Below are 20,747 nucleotides of genomic sequence, written 5' to 3'. Positions count from 1 at the left end.
CATAAACCATTATATAACTAAGTTATAAGACTATCTTAAAACATCTCTTATTATTCTCTTTGCATTCTTATAATATATTTTCTCTATTTCATCCTCTTTAAAACCTTCCCTTTCCAAGGTATTTAATAATAAGCTCATCTTACTTGAATCTTTAATTTCAACCTCATTTTCTATACCATCAAAATCAGATCCTAAGGAAATAACATCTATTCCCCCAATATTTCTTATGTGTTTTATATGTCTAACCATATTTCTTATGGAAGCTAAATTTAAATCCTCTTCCCACTCTTCTTTTAAGAAAGCATTGCAAAAATTTATTCCTGTTACCCCACCATTATTAGCTAGCTCTTTAATCATATGGTCAGTTAAATTTCTGCTATGATTAGTCTTTGTTCTACTATTAGAATGAGATGCTATAATTGGACTCTTTGAATATTTTATTACATCATAGAATCCTCCATCAGAAAGATGAGAAACATCTATTAACATTCCTAGACTATTCATTTCTTCCACAACTTCTATACCTTTTTTAGTAAGACCCTTATCCTTATATTTAAACTCATAATTTGGATATCCTAAGTCATTTATATAGTTCCAAGTTAAGGTTATTAAAGAAACTCCCTCTTCTTTAAACTCCCTTAACTTTTCAATGTCACCCTTAATAGCATCTCCCTCTTCAATAGTTATAAAGGCTCCTATTTTATCCTCTTTTTCTGCCCTTTCTAAATCACTTATATTTCTGCATAAGACTATATCTCTTGAATTCTCATTTATTTCTCTTTTAAAATTCTGTAGCATTTCTTTGCAATAAGAATAAGTATCAGAATTACATTCTTTATTTATAAACAAAGCGAAAAATTGAGCTAAAGCTTCCCCTTCTCTTAATTTATTTATATCAACTTTTAAATCATTTTTAAAAAGCTTTTTATTTTCTTGAAGCATACGTGATGCTGTATCACAATGAAAATCTATAAATCTCATAAAAATCTTCATAGGTAAATTCCTATGAAAGTTCACCTCTTTCAACTACTAATATGAATATTTTCACAATATAAACTATATCAAAAAATTTTCTCTTTTTAAATTATTCTCTTGTAATACTATTATTATTAAAAAATTAAAGCCATGTTACAAATTTAAATTGCAACATGACTTTAATTCTTTATTCAGTATTTCTTAAAGAGAATACTAAATTCACCAAAGGGAAATTAGTACTACCTTAAAAACTATTTTTTAATTATTAATATAAAGGATACTTAGCACATAAAGCTTTAACTCTTGCTTTTAATGGCTCTAAATCTCCATCTTTTTCTTTAATAGCATCATTTATTATAGAAGCTATTTCTTTCATTTCTTCTTCTTTAAATCCTCTAGTTGTTATAGCAGGAGTTCCTATTCTAACACCACTAGTAACAAATGGACTTCTTGTTTCATTTGGTACAGTATTTTTGTTTAAAGTTATTCCTATGCTATCTAAAAGAATTTCTGCATCTTTACCAGTTATATCTTTATTAGTTAAATCAACAAGTATTAAATGGTTATCAGTTCCATTTGAAACTAATTTAAATCCATAAGATTCTAAAGCTTCTGCTAAAACATGTGCATTTTTAACAACTTGCTCCATATATGTTTTAAAACTTGGTTCTAATGCTTCTTTAAAACAAACAGCCTTTGCAGCTATTATATGCATTAAAGGACCACCTTGTATTCCTGGGAAGATATTCTTATCTAATGCTTTTGCAAATTTTTCTTTACAAAGTATTAATCCACCTCTTGGTCCTCTTAAAGTTTTATGAGTTGTTGATGTAACAAAATCAGCATAAGGAACTGGTGATGGATGTAAGCCTGTAGCTACAAGCCCTGCAATGTGAGCTATATCAACCATTAAGTATGCTCCTACCTCATCTGCTATCTCTCTTAAAGTTTTAAAATCTATAATTCTTGAATATGCACTAGCTCCTGCAACTATTAATTTAGGTTTATGTTTAAGAGCTAATTCTCTTACAGTTTCATAATTTATTGTTTCTGTCTCTTTATCTACACCATATGACACGAAATTAAATAATCTACCTGAAAAGTTAACTGGTGAACCATGAGTTAAATGTCCTCCATGGCTTAAATCCATTCCTAATACAGTATCACCTGGCTCTAATATTGAAAAATAAACAGCCATATTAGCTTGTGATCCTGAATGTGGTTGTACATTAGCATGCTCAGCCCCAAATAATTTTTTTACTCTTTCTCTTGCTAAATCTTCAACCTCATCTACTACGTGACATCCACCATAGTATCTTTTTGAAGGGTAACCCTCAGCATATTTATTTGTTAAATATGATCCCATAGCTTCCATAACAGCTTTGCTAACAAAGTTTTCTGAAGCTATAAGCTCTATACTATTTTCTTGTCTTTCCTTTTCCTTTTGAACAAGATGTGCAATTTGCTCATCTTCTCTTTCTAAGTTGTCAAAATTCATTTTCTTCACCCCAAACGTAAAATGTATATTACTTATTATAAATTTATTAATTATTTTTAGCAACAAAAAATAATTTGTTTATATTTTGATTAAACTAATATGAGTTTGTATAGCTTATTTTAACTTTTCATATGTTATAATTACTATATTGGTTATAAATTTACATAGGGGAGAATAATATGGATTTTGACAAAGTATTACATATTGCAACTTTTGCAGGTAGAATAATACTAGAAAGCGGTGGAGAAACTTACAGAGTTGAGGAAACTATTTGTAGAATCTGTGCAGCTTACGGTATTAGATATGCTGAAAGTTTTGTTACCCCAACTGGAATTATGGTTTCTGTTTACGATGAGAATAATTATACAACTACTTTAGTAAAAAGAGTTACTAATAGAACTGTTGATTTGCAGAAAATCCACTTGGTTAATGAACTTTCAAGAAAACTTTATACGGAAAAATATTCTCTTGATGAGGTTTTAGAAAAATTAATAGATATAAATGAAAACTGTCCTAAATACGATTTCAGAACAAATCTAGTATTTTCAGCCATAGCAGCTGCTGGATTCACCACTATATTAGGAGGTAATATAGAAGACTGCGTAGTATCATTTTTTGTTGGAATGTTTGTAAAACTAGCTACCTTTAAGGCTGGGGAATTAGGAATAAACGCCTTTTTTATAAATACTTTAGGTGGAGCAATCGCTGCTCTCTTATCCTTAATAGCCTATAGCTTAGGAGTTGGAAGTAATTTAGACACAATGATAATAGGTAGTATAATGCTATTAGTTCCTGGTTTATCTATTACAAATGCTATTAGAGATACAATAGCTGGTGATTTAATATCAGGCCTTATAAGGGCAGCTGAGGCCTTCTTAGTAGCTATCTCTATAGCTGTTGGAACTGGTATGGTTATGAGTATTTGGATTTACTTTGGAGGTGGTATATAAGTGGTTTTAATTAAAGAAGTTCTAGCTACCTTCATAGCTACTATAGCTTTTGGAGTATTATTTAATATTCACGGAAAGAATTTATTCTTTGCCGGAATAGGTGGAGCCTTAGGGTGGCTAGTTTATAAAATAGGATTATATTTTGGACTAAGTGTCATATTATCAATGTTCTTTTCAGCAATTGCCTTTAGTGCTTATTCTGAAATATATGCAAGAATTTTAAAAACTCCAGTAACCACAATAGTTGTTTGTGCCTTAATCCCCTTAGTTCCTGGAGGGGGCATGTATAATACTATGTACGAAGCTATAAAGGGAGATGCTATGTCAACTTGGAATCAAGCCATAATGACAATTTCATCTTCAGGCGCATTAGCCTTAGGAGTTTTATTTGTATCTACAATCACTCGTTTAATAAACAATAGAAAAAAACAATATACTCATGGATCATTAAATCCTAAAAACATATTATTATTTAAAAAATTAAAAAACAAAAGCAATATAGATTTTCATACAAAAAAATAGACCACAAAGGTGGTCTATTATTTTACAAAACTATTTAATGTTTTTATTAATTGTTCTAATCCTGCTAATTCCTCTTTATCCTCTTCTCCTATACCCATACAATTTCTAGCATAGTTTTCTATAAGAAGTACCCCAACTTTGTTTATAGCAGCTCTTATGGCAGATATTTGAGTTAATACATCCCTACAACAAACATCCTTCTCTACCATTCCTTGAATTCCTTTTACTTGCCCCTCTATTTTTCTTAATCTTACAAGTATATCTTTTCTTAAAGCTTCATTATCATTCAAAATTTACACCTCATACCATTATTGTAATCTAATATATAATATTTTTAATTTATATTATTATTTCATATTAATTACTTAATATACCTTAATTCCTATTTGAAAGTCAATAAAAATAGCAATCTATAATTAAGATTTACTTTTTAAATGGTAAAGTAATAAAAACTCTTAACTTATAAAGTGCAAGCCTTTTTACTCATTTTCCATATAAATTGACTAAAATTAGCGTGAGTAAAAACCCACGCTAATTAAGTTTACTTTAGTATCTCAATTTAGATTGCTCAAAAATTATTCTGCCGTATCTTCTTTCTTTATTGTTTCAATTCCTAATTCTTTTAATTGTTCTTCATCTACTATATTAGGTGCTTCAGTTAAATAACAGAATGCATTTTGGTTTTTAGGGAATGTTATAACGTCCTTAATATTTTCAGTTCCTGCTAAGAACATTATCATTCTATCTAAACCGAAAGCTAATCCGCCGTGTGGTGGTGGTCCAAATTTAAATGCTTCTAATAAGAATCCAAATCTTTCCCAAGCTGATTCTTGAGTAAATCCTAATACTTCAAACATTTTTTCTTGAAGTTTAGTATCATGTATTCTTATAGATCCTCCACCTAACTCTTCTCCATTTAATACTAAGTCATAAGCCTTAGCTCTAACTCTTCCTGGATCAGTATCTAAGTATTGTATATCCTCATCCATTGGCATTGTAAATGGATGGTGAGCTGCAAAGTATCTTCCTTCTTCTTCATCGTACTCAAGAAGATCAAACTCTGTTATCCATGTGAAGTTAAACTCACTCTTATCTTTAACTAAATCAAATTTTCTTGAAAGCTCTAATCTTAATTCTCCTAAAGCTTTTAAAACTACTGAGTTTTTATCAGCAACTATAAGAATTAAATCTCCTGTTTTAGCTCCCATAGTTTCAATTATTTTGTTTAGATCCTCTTCACTAAAGAATTTAGCTATTGGTGATTTAACACCTTCTTCTTTTAATTGAATCCATGCTAATCCTTTAGCTTTGAAAGTTTTAACGAACTCTCCTAATCTATCTATGTCTTTTCTTCCCATAGAAGCTCCGCCTTCTAAGCATAAACCTCTAACAGAACCGCCATTAGCTACAGCGTCTGTGAATACTTTAAATCCACATTCTTTAACAACATCACTTAAGTTTGTGATTTCCATTCCAAATCTTAAGTCAGGTTTATCTGAACCGTATTTTTCCATAGCATCTTTAAATGTCATTCTCTTTATTGGAGTTTTTACATCTACTCCTAAAACCTCTTTAAATACATGTTTTATTAAACCTTCATTTAAAGCCATAACATCGTCTTGCTCAACAAATGACATTTCTAAGTCAACTTGAGTAAACTCTGGTTGTCTATTAGCTCTTAAGTCCTCATCTCTGAAACACTTAACTATTTGGAAGTATCTATCAAAACCTGATACCATTAATAATTGTTTAAATAATTGTGGTGATTGAGGTAATGCATAGAACATTCCTGGATAGTTTCTTGATGGAACAAGATAATCTCTAGCTCCTTCTGGAGTTGACTTTGTAAGTATTGGTGTCTCCATTTCTAAGAAACCATTTTGATCTAAATAATCTCTTATTGCTTTAGTTGTCTTATGTCTTATTTTGAAGATATTTTGCATATCTGGTCTTCTTAAATCTAAGTATCTATACTTTAATCTAATACTTTCAGCAGCATCTAAATCTTCTTTTATATATATTGGAGGAGTATCTGACTCAGATAAAATCTTTAATTCCTCAGCTTTTAACTCAACCATACCTGTTGGCATGTTTGGATTTACTGATTCTCTCTTAACTATTTCACCTGTTACAGCAATACAATATTCAGGTCTTATTGATTTTGCTTTTTCTAGGATTTCTTCTCCTAAATCATCATTAAATACAACCTGTAAAATTCCTTCTCTATCTCTTAAGTCTATAAATTGAAGACCTCCAAGATTTCTATTTCTTTGAACCCAACCCATTACGGTTACTTTTTGTCCAATATGGCTTTCTCTAGCGTCGCCACACATTATGTTACGCTTTAATCCATTTAAAGCTTCACCCATTTTAATTCTCCTCCTGTCTACTACTTAACTATATTTACTATTTCATTTATATCTAAGCTGATTTCGAATTGTTCTCCATCGCTCATTCTCTTAATTTTAATTTTATTTTCTTCTATTTCAGAATCACCTATAACAAAAGTATATTTAGCTCCTATTTTATTAGCATATTTCATTTGAGCCTTAACACTCTTTCCTAAGTGATCTATTTCAGCCTTTATGCCAGCTTTTCTAAGATTAAATGCTAATTTCATAGCTTCAAGCTTAGCATTATCTCCCATTGAGCCAATATAAACTTCGCATCTAACAGGTTCAGGAATTTCTATTCCTTCCTCATCTAATATTAAAAGAAGTCTTTCTAAACCTAATCCAAATCCCATAGCTGGAGTTTTAGGACCGTCTACTTCTTCTACTAAGTAGTCATATCTTCCTCCACCACAAACTGTTAATCCATCTTTTATAACTTCAAAAACAGTTTTACTATAGTAATCTAATCCTCTTACTATTTGTGGATCTATGTTATACTCTATTCCCATAACATCTAAGTAAGCTTTTAACTTGCTAAAGTGATCACTACACTCTTCGCAGATGTAATCTAGTATTGAAGGAGCTTCCTTAACTATTTCCTTACATCTCTTTTCTTTACAGTCTATGATTCTCATAGGATTCTTTTCAAATCTTGTTTTACAAGTTTCACAAAGATTATCATAGTTCTCTTTTAAGTATTGTTTTAAAGCTTCATTGAATTTTGCTCTACATTTTGGACATCCTAAACTGTTTATATTTAAGCTTAATCCTTTTATTCCAAAATCCTCTGTTAATACTCTCATAACTAAAGATAAGATTTCTGCATCAATAGAAGCTTCTTGTGAACCAAAAACTTCTATTCCATATTGATGGAATTCTCTTAATCTTCCTTTTTGCATTTTTTCATATCTAAAGCATGGAGTAAAATAGAACATTTTTGTTGGCTGAGCATCAGCATATAAACTATTTTCAATAAATGCTCTAACAGCTGGAGCTGTCCCCTCTGGTTTAAGAGTTATACTTCTTCCACCTTTATCTTCAAAAGTATACATTTCCTTTTGAACCACGTCAGTAGTTTCTCCAACTCCTCTTTTGAAAAGTTCAGTTGCCTCAAACATAGGAGTTCTGATCTCTCTAATTCCATATTCAGCTGATATTTTTCTTAACTTTTCTTCTATATAATGCCATTTATAAGCGTCATTAGGTAACATATCCTTTGTACCCTTTTGAGCTTGTATCGCCATAAACAACTCCTCCTACATAATATTAAATTTTTTATTTATATAAAGTATCAAGTAATTCTATCTTACCTTCAACCATTTCCTCTATTCTTTTTACATATTCCTTTACATCTTTAACATTTGCAAATCTTTCTATACGATTTTTATCTTCTTCTAAAAATACTACCTTAGAAACTGCATCTGCTCCTAATGCAATTATAGTCTGCTTATCTTCAATCATTTGAATATTGTAGATACATTCCTTGTTATCTTTTGAATATCCCACATTCTCCATGTTACCAACCATATTTTTTTGTCTATACATATAATATGGATGCATATTTAGTTCTCTACCTAAAACTTTACTCATTTCATACATCTTATTAAGATTTTTTTGCTCTGCAATAGTTATAGTGTTATGTAAAACTAAATTTTCATGAAGTCTTGATGCTCTTTTAATAGACATCCCATGAATAGTTAAACTATCTGGATTAAGATCCTTTATCATAGAGCATGTTTTAGAAACTTCTGAAATATCTTCATTTGGAAGACCTATTATAATATCCATATTTATGTTATCAAAGTCTAAGCTTCTTGCCAAATTGAATTTATCCACTACATCCTCTGTTAAATGCCCTCTACCTATTGATTTCAAGGTTTTATCGTTCATACTTTGAGGATTTATAGATATTCTAGATACTTCATATCTCTTCATAGTTTTTAATTTTTCTTCAGTTATAGAATCAGGTCTTCCACATTCAACAGTGAACTCCTTTATTCCTTTATTATTAACGAAACTATCATATATATGTTTCATTAATACTTCAAAATGTTCATTATTTACTGAGGTTGGAGTACCTCCACCAAAATAAACAGTTTCTATCTTTAAGCCTTTCTTTGATACATAATCACTTATAGCTGAAATTTCTTTACTTAAAGCTTCTAAATAAGGCTCAATATCTTTCTTACATCCAGCTATAGGATTTGCTGCAAAGGAACAATAAAGGCATCTTGTAGGGCAAAAAGGCATACCAACATATATACTTATGTTTTTTTCCTCTTTATTTACAAAACTTTCTTCTCTTTCTGCAACTTCTATGCAAAGTTTAGCTTTTTCTTCCCTAGCCATATAATTATCTTCAAAATATTTTATTATCTCTTCCTCAGATTTTCCTTCTCTTATTAGAGATAAGGCTATTTTACTTGGTCTTATTCCAACTAATGTTCCCCAAGGATATTCATCCTTAAGAGTTTCAGATAAAAATTTGAATATTCCCTTTTTAAGTTCTGTTTTAAATCCGTATCCTTCTTTGAACTCATAAGAAAAACTATTGTCTCCCTCTGAAATCTTAACCATATTTTCAGATATAAAGACATCGTAGTCTCTCTCTTCATCTTTATTTACAAACTTTAATTCCTTAAAAGTATAGAATATATTAAACATTTGATAAACGTCATATCTATACTTTAAGTCATTAAGATATATTTTAATATACATAAAAATCTCCTGCTAAAAATGGGTTTCTTTGTCTTTCGTGTTTAATAGTTGAACTTGGTCCATGTCCTGGATATACTGCTATGTCATCACCTAATGGAACCAGTTTATCATTTATACTCTTAAGAAGAGTGGAATGATTACCCCCTTCAAAATCACTTCTTCCAATTGATTCTCTAAATAGAGTATCTCCTGTAAAAAGACAATTATCTATTAAGAAGCATAATCCTCCTGGAGTATGTCCTGGTGTCTCTAGACATTTTATTTCATAATTATCTGAGAACTTAAGAGTATCTCCATCTTTTAAATATCCATCTGCCTTTGGAAGTTTTCCAAAAACATCAACATTTCTTTCTATCATATCTTCATCTTTTTTATCTATATAAAAAGGTATTTTATATTTTTCTGCAAGTTTTTGCACAGCTCCCACATGATCAAAATGTCCATGAGTTAATAATATCATTTTTGGTTTTGCATCTAAAGATTCTATTACACTTTCAATTCTTGATGCTTCTTCACCTGGATCTACTATTATACAATCCTTAGTTTCTTCATCTATAACAACATAACAATTAGCTTGATACATTCCTACTGGAATTGTTTTTATTAACATATCAATCCCTCCTAAAAAATGAAGTTTAATTTATATTTTTAACCGAATTTATAGGAGTCTAACTTATTAAGCTAAACTCCTATAAAAAATCTCAATGTTTAACTTTTCTAAAAGCCTATATTTATTATAATGCTTTATTGGCAAAATAGTAATATTTGTTTAGAAATTCTTTTTGCTATCTAAAATTAAAGTTACAGGCCCATCATTTTCTATGTCAACTACCATATGGGCACCAAAGACTCCAGTTTCAACTTTTATGCCCTCTTCTCTACACATGCTTACAAACTCATCAAAAAGTTTCTTAGCTTCATCCCCTCCAAGAGCATTCATGAAATTTGGTCTTCTTCCCTTTCTACAGTCTCCATAAAGGGTAAATTGTGATATAAGAAGTAGTTCTCCACAAACATCCTTTAAAGATAAATTCATTTTATCTTCTTCATCTTCAAAAACTCTTAAGTTTAAAACTTTATCTTTCATATATTTTAAGTCTTCAATAGTATCCTCTTTACCAATTCCAACTAATACATTAAAGCCTTTATTTATACTTCCAACTATCTCATTATCCACTTTAACAGAGGATTTATTTACTCTTTGAACTACAACTCTCACGGTTATGCCCCCTTTTATTTATTTACTCTATAAACGTCTAATATTCCTTGTAGTCTTCTTATTTTCTTCATTAATTCTTTTAATTGTTCTATATTATCAATTTTTACTTGAATATTTATATTTGCTACTCCATTTTTACCTGATTTAGCATTTAAAGAAAGTAGGCTAAGATTAGAGTCAGTTATAACTAACATAACATCAGATAATAAACACATTCTATCTTCTGCTTTAACTTCAAGTTCAGCCACATATGCAGCTCCCTTTTCAGTTCCCCAACTAACATCTACAACTTTCTCTCCCTGTTTTTCTACTATAGCTTTAAAATTAGAACAGTCCTTTCTATGTACAGAAACTCCTCTTCCTTTAGTTATGTATCCAGCTATATCATCTCCAGGTACAGGATTACAACATCTTGCAAATCTAACCATTATATTGTTTAATCCCTTAACAGTTACTCCATAGCTTTGTTTTTTCTTTGTTTGTCTTTCAGTTTTAGCTATTTGTTCTTCAATATTTTTATTTAATTCTTCTTCGCTAACCTGTTTTACAACATTCTCTTTAAGCTTAGATATTACAGTAGATGAAAGTAACTCTCCTTCTCCTACGGCTACATATATTTCTTCAATATTATTTAAATGATATCTTTTTAATAATTTGTCATATAATGGCCCTTTGCAAAGGTCTGAAAATACTAAGGATTGCTTCTTACATTCCTTTTCAAGCATTTCCTTTCCTCTTTCTAAATTTTCTTCTCTTCTTGCTTTTCTAAGCCATTGTTTTATTTTACTTCTAGCTTGATTACTATTAGCTATATTTAACCAATCTATATTAGGCCCTCTAGATGATGAAGATGTTAATATCTCTACTATTTCCCCAGTTTTAAGCTTGTAATCTAAAGTTACTATCTTTCCGTTTACCTTAGCTCCTACACACTTGTTTCCTATATCTGTATGAATCTTATATGCAAAGTCTATAGGAGTTGCTCCCGCTGGTAAATTTATAACTACCCCCTTAGGAGTAAATACAAATATTTCATCTGAGAATAAGTCAAGCTTGAATCCTTCCATAAACTCAGTTGCATCAACAGCTTCCTTTTGCCACTCAAGTATATCTCTAAGCCATGTTAACTTGTTTTCAAAAGTCATATCTTTTGAATCAGTTCCAGTAACACCACTCTTATATTTCCAGTGAGCTGCTATTCCGTACTCAGCCGTTCTATGCATTTCAAAAGTTCTTATTTGAATTTCAAAAGTCTTTCCTTCACTTCCTATTACTGTTGTATGTAAGGATTGATACATATTAGGTTTTGGCATCGCTATGTAATCTTTAAATCTACCTGGTATTGGCTTATAAATCGTGTGTACTATACCTAGTACTGCATAGCAATCTTTAACTGTATTAACTAAAATCCTTATGGCTGTTAAATCAAAGATTTGTTCTATGCTCTTATGTTTATTTACCATTTTTCTATATATACTGTAGAAATGTTTTGGTCTTCCTTCTATATCGCTATCTATATTAGCTTTATCTAAATTTTCTTTTAGCTCTTCAATTATACGAGAAATAAATTTTTCTCTCTCCACTCTTTTTTCAGCTATCATATTTACTAAGTCATAATATTCTTCTGGGTGAATATATCTTAAACACAAATCTTCTAATTCCCACTTTATTTTAGATATACCTAATCTATGAGCTAAAGGTGCAAATATATCTAAAGTTTCTTGAGCTTTTTTCTTCTGTTTTTCAGGCTTCATATATTTAAGTGTTCTCATATTATGAAGTCTATCTGCTAGTTTTATTATTATAACCCTTATGTCTTTAGCCATTGCTAAAAGCATTTTTCTTACATTGTCAGCTTGTTGTTCTTCTTTGCTTTTATATTTTATCTTACCAAGTTTAGTAACGCCATCAACTAAGTTAGCTACTTCAACATTAAAAATATTACTTATATCTTCATAAGTATAATCCGTATCTTCTATGACATCATGAAGAAGTCCTGCAACTATAGTATTTGTGTCCATGCCCATATCAGCTAATATCATAGCTACGCTAATAGGATGAATTATGTATGGCTCTCCTGATTCTCTTTTTTGTTCTTTATGTGCTTCAAAAGCTAAATCATATGCTTTTTTAACTAAATCTATATCAACATTGTTCCCATTAGCTTTTATTTTAGAAATTAGTTCTTCTAACATACTGGATTATTCTCCCCTACTTAAAATTTCTTTTAATATATTATATTATTATATAACAAAAAAATAAAATAAACCAATAATAAAATTAATGGCTGGTCAATAAACCAGCCATTTTAAACTCTATTATAATTTTTTACAAAATTAAAGAATTTTAAACATCATAATCAACTAATGATGTTACTTCGTATCCTTTTAATTTATCTCTTCCTTTTAATTCTGTTAACTCAATAGTAAATGCTAATCCAGCAACTTCTCCACCAGCTTGTTCTACTAATTTAGCAACAGCAGCTATTGTACCACCAGTAGCTAAAAGATCGTCAACTATAGCAACTCTCATACCTGGTTTTATAGCATCTTTGTGTATTTCTAAAGCATCTTTTCCATACTCTAAATCATATTCTACTCTAACTGTATCCCCTGGAAGTTTACCTGGCTTTCTTACTGGAATGAATCCAACACCTAAAGCATATGCTACAGGAACTCCAAATATAAATCCTCTAGCTTCTGGTCCAACTACAACGTCAATATTCTTATCTTTGAAGAATTCTGCCATTTGGTCAACTGAATCTCTTAAGCCTTCTCCATCTGCTATTAAAGTAGTTATGTCTTTAAAACTTATTCCCTTCTTAGGAAAATCTTCTATAACTCTTATTTTATCCTTTAAACTCATTACTTTGCCTCCAAAATCAATAAATATATATAAATTTTAATTACTACCTTATTTTTTCATTATAAATATATTTAGTTATTTGCTCCGCTCTGTCCTTATCATTTGTAGTCAATAACTCCACAATTATCTTCGCGTTATCTTTTTTGCTAATGGCACCTTCTCTTGGAGTTATCTCATTAACTATTTTATTAATACTATCTATATTTATATCACTAATATTAAAGAAACTCTTAATAGCATTCAATCCTATACTATTAGTATATCTTAAATATTGAATGCCTTCCTTTAATATTATTCCATTTTCCCCTTTATTTTTAACGTTCTTTGAAACACTACCTATAAGTATTAAATCTAAATACTTATTTATTCTTTTCATGTTATAATATATAGCAATAGCTTGCATTAACTTAAAAGTTAACCCCGAATTAGTCAAATCCTTATATCTATATGAACACTTTTCTTCACTTGGGTTTATATATGTTGAATCATATATGCATTTTGTGCGTTTATTTTCCATTATTATTAGATCTATATTAAATCTATTACAGAGATTCTCCACCTCTTTATTTTTAAGTCCACAACCTACTGTTATTAAAAGTTCTGCACCTAAAAAAGCAATATCTTCCCTTAAAGTATATTCATCTATATCATAATTTTTTTCTTCATGTTCTGAACTTACACAATATTCAACATCAGCATTTAAATACTTTAGTATAAGCATTAAAGATGATATTGCACATATGGAATCTAAATCACATCCACCATATATAACTATCTTTTCTCTATTGTTAATTGCAGATGCTAGTCTTTCTATTGCTTTATTCATATTTTTAATGTTAAAAGGGCTATACCCAGATATGTAATTAGTGCAATATATGTTTTTCCAAGCCTTCTGCATAATTTAACTCCTCCATAAAATTAAGAAAACAAGTATATTATAATTTAAAATTACCTTTTTGACAAATACTTTTCAAATAAATACGTATTCATTAGTCATTTTTATTACTTTTCTCCTATTTTTCTTAAAAAACAATAAAAATTCTAATTAAAATAAAAAAAATGCTAAAAGTTATAAAACTTTTAGCATTTATATACTATTACTTATTTCTTGCCTTTTTATTTTTTTGTCTGTTAGCTAAAATACACCAAATTGGACTTGCTATAAATATTGAAGAACAAGCTCCTGATGCTATACCAACTATTAATGGGAAAGCAAAATCTCTAACTGTAGGAACAAATATATAAACACAAACTATAGTGATTAAAGTTGTAAGTGTTGTATTTATAGATCTTGACATTGTTTGAGTTATACTCATGTCTGCAATCTCTTCTACAGATTTTCCTCTAAGTTTTTTTCTATTTTCTCTTATTCTATCAAATATAACTATTGTATCATTTATAGAATAACCTACTATTGTAAGTATAGCCGCTATAAATGGAGTATTTATTGTTATTCCAAATACAGCATAAACACTTATAGTTATTAATACATCATGTAATAGAGCTATTATAGCTGCAATACCAAAAGAGAATTCAAATCTTATAACTACGTATATAAGCATACCTATTACGGCTATCACAAGAGCTACTATGGCATTTGTTGTTAAATCTCTTCCTACTGAAGCCCCAATCTCATTTTGTGATACTAAGGCATCATCTTTTAAATCATATTTTTCTTTAAGAGCCTTAAAGATATCATTAACTTGAGAACTATTTAACTCTTTTGCTTTTATTTGAATTTCAGTACCATTAACTTGATTTGTAACGGCATCCTTTGAATATTCATCTACAATTTTATCAACATCGGTTTTATTAAAATCTGTACCCATGTTTATTACAACCTGAGTACCCCCTCTAAAGTCGATTCCAAAGTTCATACCTTTAGTAAACATAAATCCAAAACCTATAACAATTATAAGAATTGATATAGTAAACCATATTTTCTTCTTCTCTACAATTTTAAGCATTATGTCTACCTCCTTTTATACGACCAAACATTGAAGGCTTATTTAATATTCCCATGTTGAATCCTAAATTCATAAAGAATCTTGTCATTATTATAGCGGTAAACATACTTATTACAATACCTATTAATAATGTTAAAGCAAATCCTTTAACTGGTCCTGATCCAAAGAAGTATAATACTAAACCAGCAATAAGGGTTGTTATATTAGAATCCATTATTGATCTTAAAGCATTGCTAAAACCTATTTTCATAGCTGATGTTATACTTCTACCATTTCCAAGTTCTTCTTTGATTCTTTCAAATATAAGTACGTTAGCATCTACTGCCATACCTACTGTTAATAAGAAAGCTGCTATACCTGGTAAAGTAAGAGTTACTCCTACTAATGCAAATATATAAAGCACTAATAATATATAAACACTTAGTGACATACATGCAATGAATCCTGGAACTCTATAGTATAGTATCATAAATAAGAATATTATAGCTACACCTATTGCTCCTGCTTTCAGAGCATTTGGAAGAGCATTTGCACCTAATTGAGCACCTACAGTCTCAACTGAAACTGCCTTAACTGGAACTGGTAATGCACCAGCATTTATTATTCCAGATACCTTTTCAGCTTCTTCCATTGATCTATTTCCTGAAATAATAGCTTCACCATTAGAAATTATGTCATTTACTACTGGATCTGTTAATGTTTCATTATCCATTTTTATAGCTATTTTTTGGCCTTTATATTTTTTTGTTGCCTCAGCAAACTTTTGCTTACCTTCTTCGTTAAGCTCTAATTTTATAACTGGCTTACCTGTTTGAGGGTCTATATATACACTTGACTTTTCAACATCTTTACCTGTTAAAATAACATCATCCTCAGGCCCTACAAATGTTAACTCCCCTGTTTTTTGAAGAGAATCCACTATAGTTCCTGAATCGTATTGTCCTGGAATATCAATTCTTATTCTATTATTTCCCTCTGTTGTTACTACAGTTTCTGAAACTCCAACCTTATTAACCCTTAAAGATAGAAGTTCCTTTGTTGTGTTTAATTGATCTACTGTTACGTCATTACTTTGGATTTCCATAAGAACAGAAACTCCACCTTGTAAATCCAATCCTTTAGTTATAACCTCATTAAACGTTTTAAATTGATAGTCCCCTAATGTAAATCCTTTGAACCCTGCTAGAGCTAAAAAACTTATCACTGCTATGGAGATAAAAAATAATATGAAGCTACCTAATTTTGATTTCATGGTTATCCCCCTCTGTAAAATTTTCTCTGATAAACTAAATTATATTAATATGTTGCCATATAGTCAATATATGGCAACAATTATTAATATTATATTTTTATTCAGCGTCCATAGTCTTTGACTTTAATGCAATAGCACACTCAATTCTTTTCTTTTGCATTTCACATCCAACTTCATAAGGAACATGAATATCGCCATTAAAGTTAAAGTTATTAGCTTGACATCCACCACTACAGTAGAATCTAGCCCAACATTCTTTACATTTTGGTTTATTATATATGTGAGCTTGTTTAAATTCTGTTGAAAGATCTTTTCTGATTTCTCCATCATAGATATTTCCTAGTAAGAAATCAGTATTTCCAACGAATTGGTGACATGGATATATTTCCCCATCTGGAGTTACAGCAATATACTCATGACCTGCTCCACATCCTGCTATTCTCTTATAAACACAAGGACCACCATTTAAATCAATGTTAAAGTGATAGAATTTGAATATGTTATCTCCCTCTTCTAATCTTCTCACCATTTCATTGTATAATTTATCATACTCTCCAAATATATTTGGTAAATCTTCTCTTCTTAAAGATAATTCATGTTCATCTGGAAGAACAACTGGCTCTATTGAAATCTCAGTAAATCCTTCATTAGCAAGAGCCATTACATCTTGGAAGAAGTCAGTATTATTTCTTGTAAATGTTCCTCTAGCATAATATTGTTTACTTGGATCTCTCTTTTCAACCATTTTCTTTATGTTTGGAAGTATTCTATCATAACTTCCTGAACCATCAACTCTTATTCTAACAGCATCGTTAACTTCTTTTCTTCCATCTATTGAAAGAATTATATTTCCGATGTTTTTATCTATATAATCGATTCTTTCATCATTTAAAAGAGTTGCATTAGTAGTCATAGTAAATCTTACATTTTTGCCTACTTCTTGTCCTCTTTTCTTACCATAATCTATTATTTCTTTTATAGTATCAAATACCATTAGTGGTTCCCCACCAAATAAATCAACTTCTATATTCTTTATTCCACCTGAATTTGCTAATACAAAATCAATAGCTTTTTTACCAACTTCAGCACTCATTGGTTTTCTACATCCTTTGTATTCTCCCTCGTCAGCGAAACAATATTTACATCTTAAATTACAGTCATGTACAACATTTAAGCATAGAGCTTTTATGTATGAAGGTGCCTTGTCACTTTCTTTAGCAACCTCTTCATATAAATCTCCTGAGTATAAAGCGTCTTCTTCTACTAATTGAAGTAAATCTTCATAAGCCTCTTTAATTTCCTCAACTGGATATTTATCTTTTAACTTTTCAATTAAAGATTCCTTACTACTTAATTTGTTATCATTATCTATCATATTGTAAATAAGGTCATCAACAATATGAACACTTCCTGAGTTTACGTCTACTACGTAATACTCTCCACCTTGCATAAATTTATGAATTAATGCCACAATATTTCCTCCTAACTAAGAACTATGGCAGCAACTTTAAAAGTTACTGCCACTTAAGAATTTTTATAATTAATTTTCACAAGCTAAGTTTGCTACTGTAGCTGATGTTTTACAAGCTGATTGGCATGAGTTAGCACACTCTCTGCAATCTGCTGGTTTACATAAGCTCTTTTTTAAGCTTGACTTGTTTACTGTTTTTATACGCTTCATTTACTCTTCCTCCAATCAAAACTATCTTTAATATTATACCATGTTAAGGTTTAATTTTAAAGTTCTTTTTAAAAAGCTAATTTGATTTACCACCCTTATTCTTTCACATTATAATATAAAATTCAATACCTAAAATGAAAAAATAGTTATTTTAATGCATAAAATACATTAAAACAACTATTTCTTTAAATTATACTAATCAATCTTTGAACTTATGCCTTGTTTTGAAAACTCGATCTTTGTTCTATCTTGAGTAGTCTCTATTATAACGCTATCATCTTTTAATTTTACTATTCTACCTATGATTCCGCCTCTAGTTATGATCTTATCATTTACTTTTAGCTCATCTATCATAGCATCATATTTTTTCTTTCTTTTCTTTTCTGGTAAGATAAGTAAGAAATAAAATACACCAAACATTAAAATAAAAGGTAATACCATTGTTGCTATTTGTTGAAAATTCATACTAGCCACTCCCTTCTTATTATGTAAATTTTATATTATTAAGCTCTTCCATTCCACTCTTCTAATTTTTTAGCTTTGAATTCTGCAAAGTATCCGCCATCTATAGCATCTCTTATATCCTCCATAAGCTTATTATAGAAGTATAGATTGTGAAGAACACATAATCTCATAGCTAACATTTCTTTAGCCTTAAATAAGTGTCTTATATATGCTCTTGTGTAATTTTTACATGCAGGACATTGACATCCTTCATCTATTGGTCTAGCATCTAATTCAAACTTAGCATTCATTAAGTTTATTTTACCTTCTTTAGTGAAAACATGACCATGTCTTCCATTTCTAGCAGGTAAAACACAATCAAAGAAGTCTACTCCTCTTTCTACTGCTTCTAATATATTTGATGGAAGACCAACCCCCATTAAATATATTGGTTTATCCTCTGGCAAGTGAGGAACTACAGCATCTATAACTCTATACATTTCTTCATGAGTTTCTCCAACCGCTAATCCTCCAATAGCATATCCATCTAAATCCATTTCTCTTATAGTTTTAGCATGTTCTATTCTTATATCTTCATAAACTCCACCTTGGTTAATACCAAAAAGCATTTGCTCTTTATTAACAGTGTCATCTAATGAATTTAATCTATCCATTTCTTTTTTACATCTTTCAAGCCATCTTGTTGTTCTTGCAACTGACTTTTCTACATATTCTCTAGTTGATGGATTTGGAATACATTCATCAAAAGCCATAGCTATTGTTGAACCTAAATTACTTTGTATTTGCATACTTTCTTCTGGTCCCATGAATATTTTTCTACCATCTATGTGTGAGTTAAAATAAACTCCCTCTTCTTTTATCTTTCTCATTCCTGCTAATGAGAAAACTTGGAATCCACCTGAATCTGTTAAGATTGGTCTATCCCAATTCATAAAGTTATGTAAGCCTCCCATTTGCTTTACAATCTTATCTCCTGGTCTTAAATGTAAATGGTATGTATTAGAAAGCTCTACTTGACATCCTATTTCTTTTAAATCCATTGAAGAAACAGCACCTTTTATAGCTGCTAAAGTTCCTACATTCATAAAAACAGGAGTTTGAATTGTACCGTGAGGAGTTACAAACTCACCCCTTCTAGCTTTTCCGTCTTTTTTTAAAAGAGTATATCTTTTTTTAGTCATGAAAAAAGTCCTTCCTTTGCTTTTTATTTTATAAACATTGAATCTCCAAATGAGAAGAATCTGTATTTTTCTTTTACTGCAGTGTTATAAGCATTCATTATGTTATCTTGACCAGCTAAAGCTGAAACAAGCATTATTAAAGTTGATTCAGGTAAATGGAAGTTTGTAATTAAATTATCAACTATTTTAAACTTATATCCTGGATATATGAATATATCTGTCCATCCACTTTGTTCTCTAACTCTTCCATTTTCATCTCCAATAGTTTCTAAAGTTCTTGAAGATGTTGTTCCTACAGCAATTACTCTCTTTCCAGCTTCCTTAGTTTTATTTATAAGCTCTGCATTTTCTTTATCTAAATGATAATATTCTGAATGCATAACATGATTATTTACATCATCAACCTTTACTGGTCTAAATGTACCAAGTCCTACATGTAAAGTTAAATATGCTATATTAACACCTTTATCTTTAATTTCTTTTAATAATTCCTCAGTAAAATGTAATCCAGCTGTTGGTGCTGCTGCTGATCCCTTTTCTTTAGAATAAACTGTTTGATATCTTTCTTTGTCTTCTAATTTTTCATGTATATAAGGTGGAAGTGGCATTTGTCCTAATTCATCTAAAACTTGTTCAAATATACCATCATACTTAAACTCTATTATTCTGTTTCCTTCTTCACCAATTTCTCTAACTATGGCTTTAAGTTTACCTTCTCCAAAAGTGAAAACTGTACCTACTTTAGCTTTTCTTCCTGGTTTAGCTAAACACTCCCACTTATCTCCTTCTATTCTCTTTAAAAGAAGAAATTCTATTTTACCACCAGTTTCTTCTTTTTCTCCTATAAGTCTAGCAGGTAATACTCTAGTATTATTTAAAACTAAAGTATCTCCTTCATTTAAATACTCTAATATATCATGGAATTTTCTATGTTCAATCTCTCCAGTTTTTTTATCTAAAACCATTAATCTTGAAGAATCTCTCTTTTCAAGTGGATATTGAGCTATAAGTTCCTCTGGTAGCTCAAAATAAAAATCACTTACTTTCATTTTAATTACACC

20 protein-coding genes are annotated in these 20,747 nt (G+C 29.9%); 2 read left to right on the top strand and 18 right to left on the bottom strand.

Annotation, left to right across the window (positions count from 1 at the left end):
- Window positions 1–30: 30 nt before the first annotated feature.
- Together I6G60_RS05705 and glyA are read right to left on the bottom strand one after the other, a co-directional pair.
- Window positions 31–993 (bottom strand): dipeptidase, encoded by a 963-nt coding sequence (locus I6G60_RS05705; protein ID WP_011591000.1) that lies wholly within the window; start codon window positions 991–993, stop codon window positions 31–33.
- A 247-nt stretch (window positions 994–1,240) separates the two neighbouring features.
- Window positions 1,241–2,473 (bottom strand): serine hydroxymethyltransferase, encoded by a 1,233-nt coding sequence (gene glyA / locus I6G60_RS05700; protein ID WP_003468731.1) that lies wholly within the window; start codon window positions 2,471–2,473, stop codon window positions 1,241–1,243.
- A gap of 179 nt (window positions 2,474–2,652) precedes the next feature.
- Between glyA and I6G60_RS05695 the strand changes: the two genes are divergently transcribed.
- Window positions 2,653–3,423 carry a threonine/serine exporter family protein gene (locus I6G60_RS05695; protein WP_003454759.1) on the top strand — a complete coding sequence of 257 codons (771 nt, stop codon included), beginning with the start codon at window positions 2,653–2,655 and terminating at the stop codon, window positions 3,421–3,423.
- Entirely contained in the window at window positions 3,424–3,945 is a 522-nt protein-coding gene (locus tag I6G60_RS05690; protein WP_003451569.1) for a threonine/serine exporter family protein, read from the top strand.
- Between the two features lie 17 nt (window positions 3,946–3,962).
- Here the strand turns inward: I6G60_RS05690 and I6G60_RS05685 are convergent, their stop codons facing one another.
- The 16 genes from I6G60_RS05685 to queA form a co-directional block, all read right to left on the bottom strand.
- On the bottom strand, window positions 3,963–4,235 hold the full coding sequence (locus I6G60_RS05685) for a metal-sensitive transcriptional regulator (RefSeq protein WP_003451077.1): 273 nt from the start codon (window positions 4,233–4,235) through the stop codon (window positions 3,963–3,965).
- 285 nt (window positions 4,236–4,520) lie between these two features.
- A complete protein-coding gene (aspS, locus tag I6G60_RS05680; protein ID WP_142711687.1) occupies window positions 4,521–6,314 on the bottom strand; it encodes an aspartate--tRNA ligase in 1,794 nt (597 codons plus the stop codon).
- Window positions 6,315–6,334: 20 nt separating this feature from the next.
- Window positions 6,335–7,582 carry a histidine--tRNA ligase gene (gene hisS / locus I6G60_RS05675; RefSeq protein WP_197925659.1) on the bottom strand — a complete coding sequence of 416 codons (1,248 nt, stop codon included), beginning with the start codon at window positions 7,580–7,582 and terminating at the stop codon, window positions 6,335–6,337.
- Window positions 7,583–7,613: 31 nt separating this feature from the next.
- On the bottom strand, window positions 7,614–9,056 hold the full coding sequence (locus I6G60_RS05670) for a coproporphyrinogen III oxidase (RefSeq protein ID WP_011591001.1): 1,443 nt from the start codon (window positions 9,054–9,056) through the stop codon (window positions 7,614–7,616).
- The gene (locus I6G60_RS05665; RefSeq protein WP_011591002.1) at window positions 9,046–9,666 is read right to left on the bottom strand and encodes an MBL fold metallo-hydrolase; all 621 of its coding nucleotides are present in this window, start codon (window positions 9,664–9,666) and stop codon (window positions 9,046–9,048) included. Before I6G60_RS05665 ends, I6G60_RS05670 begins: the two co-directional genes overlap by 11 nt.
- Before the next feature lie 159 nt (window positions 9,667–9,825).
- Window positions 9,826–10,275: a D-aminoacyl-tRNA deacylase gene (gene dtd, locus I6G60_RS05660; RefSeq protein ID WP_003451157.1), complete on the bottom strand. Its 450-nt coding sequence runs from the start codon at window positions 10,273–10,275 to the stop codon at window positions 9,826–9,828.
- A gap of 14 nt (window positions 10,276–10,289) precedes the next feature.
- On the bottom strand, window positions 10,290–12,470 hold the full coding sequence (locus I6G60_RS05655) for a RelA/SpoT family protein (RefSeq protein ID WP_011591003.1): 2,181 nt from the start codon (window positions 12,468–12,470) through the stop codon (window positions 10,290–10,292).
- Window positions 12,471–12,621: 151 nt separating this feature from the next.
- Window positions 12,622–13,140, bottom strand: coding sequence for an adenine phosphoribosyltransferase (locus I6G60_RS05650; protein ID WP_003451591.1), 519 nt, complete (start codon window positions 13,138–13,140; stop codon window positions 12,622–12,624).
- A gap of 43 nt (window positions 13,141–13,183) precedes the next feature.
- A complete protein-coding gene (locus I6G60_RS05645; RefSeq protein ID WP_003451668.1) occupies window positions 13,184–14,038 on the bottom strand; it encodes a DHH family phosphoesterase in 855 nt (284 codons plus the stop codon).
- A gap of 199 nt (window positions 14,039–14,237) precedes the next feature.
- Window positions 14,238–15,107, bottom strand: coding sequence for a protein translocase subunit SecF (gene secF / locus I6G60_RS05640; RefSeq protein ID WP_011591004.1), 870 nt, complete (start codon window positions 15,105–15,107; stop codon window positions 14,238–14,240).
- Window positions 15,100–16,359: a protein translocase subunit SecD gene (secD, locus tag I6G60_RS05635; protein ID WP_003451081.1), complete on the bottom strand. Its 1,260-nt coding sequence runs from the start codon at window positions 16,357–16,359 to the stop codon at window positions 15,100–15,102. The genes secF and secD overlap by 8 nt, the downstream gene beginning before the upstream one ends.
- Window positions 16,360–16,456: 97 nt before the next feature.
- The gene (gene scfB, locus I6G60_RS05630; protein WP_011591005.1) at window positions 16,457–17,830 is read right to left on the bottom strand and encodes a thioether cross-link-forming SCIFF peptide maturase; all 1,374 of its coding nucleotides are present in this window, start codon (window positions 17,828–17,830) and stop codon (window positions 16,457–16,459) included.
- Between the two features lie 69 nt (window positions 17,831–17,899).
- Window positions 17,900–18,040: a six-cysteine ranthipeptide SCIFF gene (gene scfA, locus I6G60_RS05625; RefSeq protein WP_003451489.1), complete on the bottom strand. Its 141-nt coding sequence runs from the start codon at window positions 18,038–18,040 to the stop codon at window positions 17,900–17,902.
- Between the two features lie 195 nt (window positions 18,041–18,235).
- Window positions 18,236–18,505, bottom strand: coding sequence for a preprotein translocase subunit YajC (gene yajC / locus I6G60_RS05620; protein ID WP_003451165.1), 270 nt, complete (start codon window positions 18,503–18,505; stop codon window positions 18,236–18,238).
- A gap of 38 nt (window positions 18,506–18,543) precedes the next feature.
- The gene (gene tgt, locus I6G60_RS05615) at window positions 18,544–19,686 is read right to left on the bottom strand and encodes a tRNA guanosine(34) transglycosylase Tgt (protein WP_003451459.1); all 1,143 of its coding nucleotides are present in this window, start codon (window positions 19,684–19,686) and stop codon (window positions 18,544–18,546) included.
- A 23-nt stretch (window positions 19,687–19,709) separates the two neighbouring features.
- Window positions 19,710–20,735 carry a tRNA preQ1(34) S-adenosylmethionine ribosyltransferase-isomerase QueA gene (gene queA / locus I6G60_RS05610; RefSeq protein ID WP_003461896.1) on the bottom strand — a complete coding sequence of 342 codons (1,026 nt, stop codon included), beginning with the start codon at window positions 20,733–20,735 and terminating at the stop codon, window positions 19,710–19,712.
- Window positions 20,736–20,747: the final 12 nt, after the last annotated feature.

This window comes from Clostridium perfringens (genome assembly GCF_016027375.1).
Lineage (GTDB): Bacteria > Bacillota > Clostridia > Clostridiales > Clostridiaceae > Sarcina > Sarcina perfringens.
Note: the sequence above shows the minus strand (reverse complement) of the source record. Positions and strands in the feature narration are given on the sequence as shown.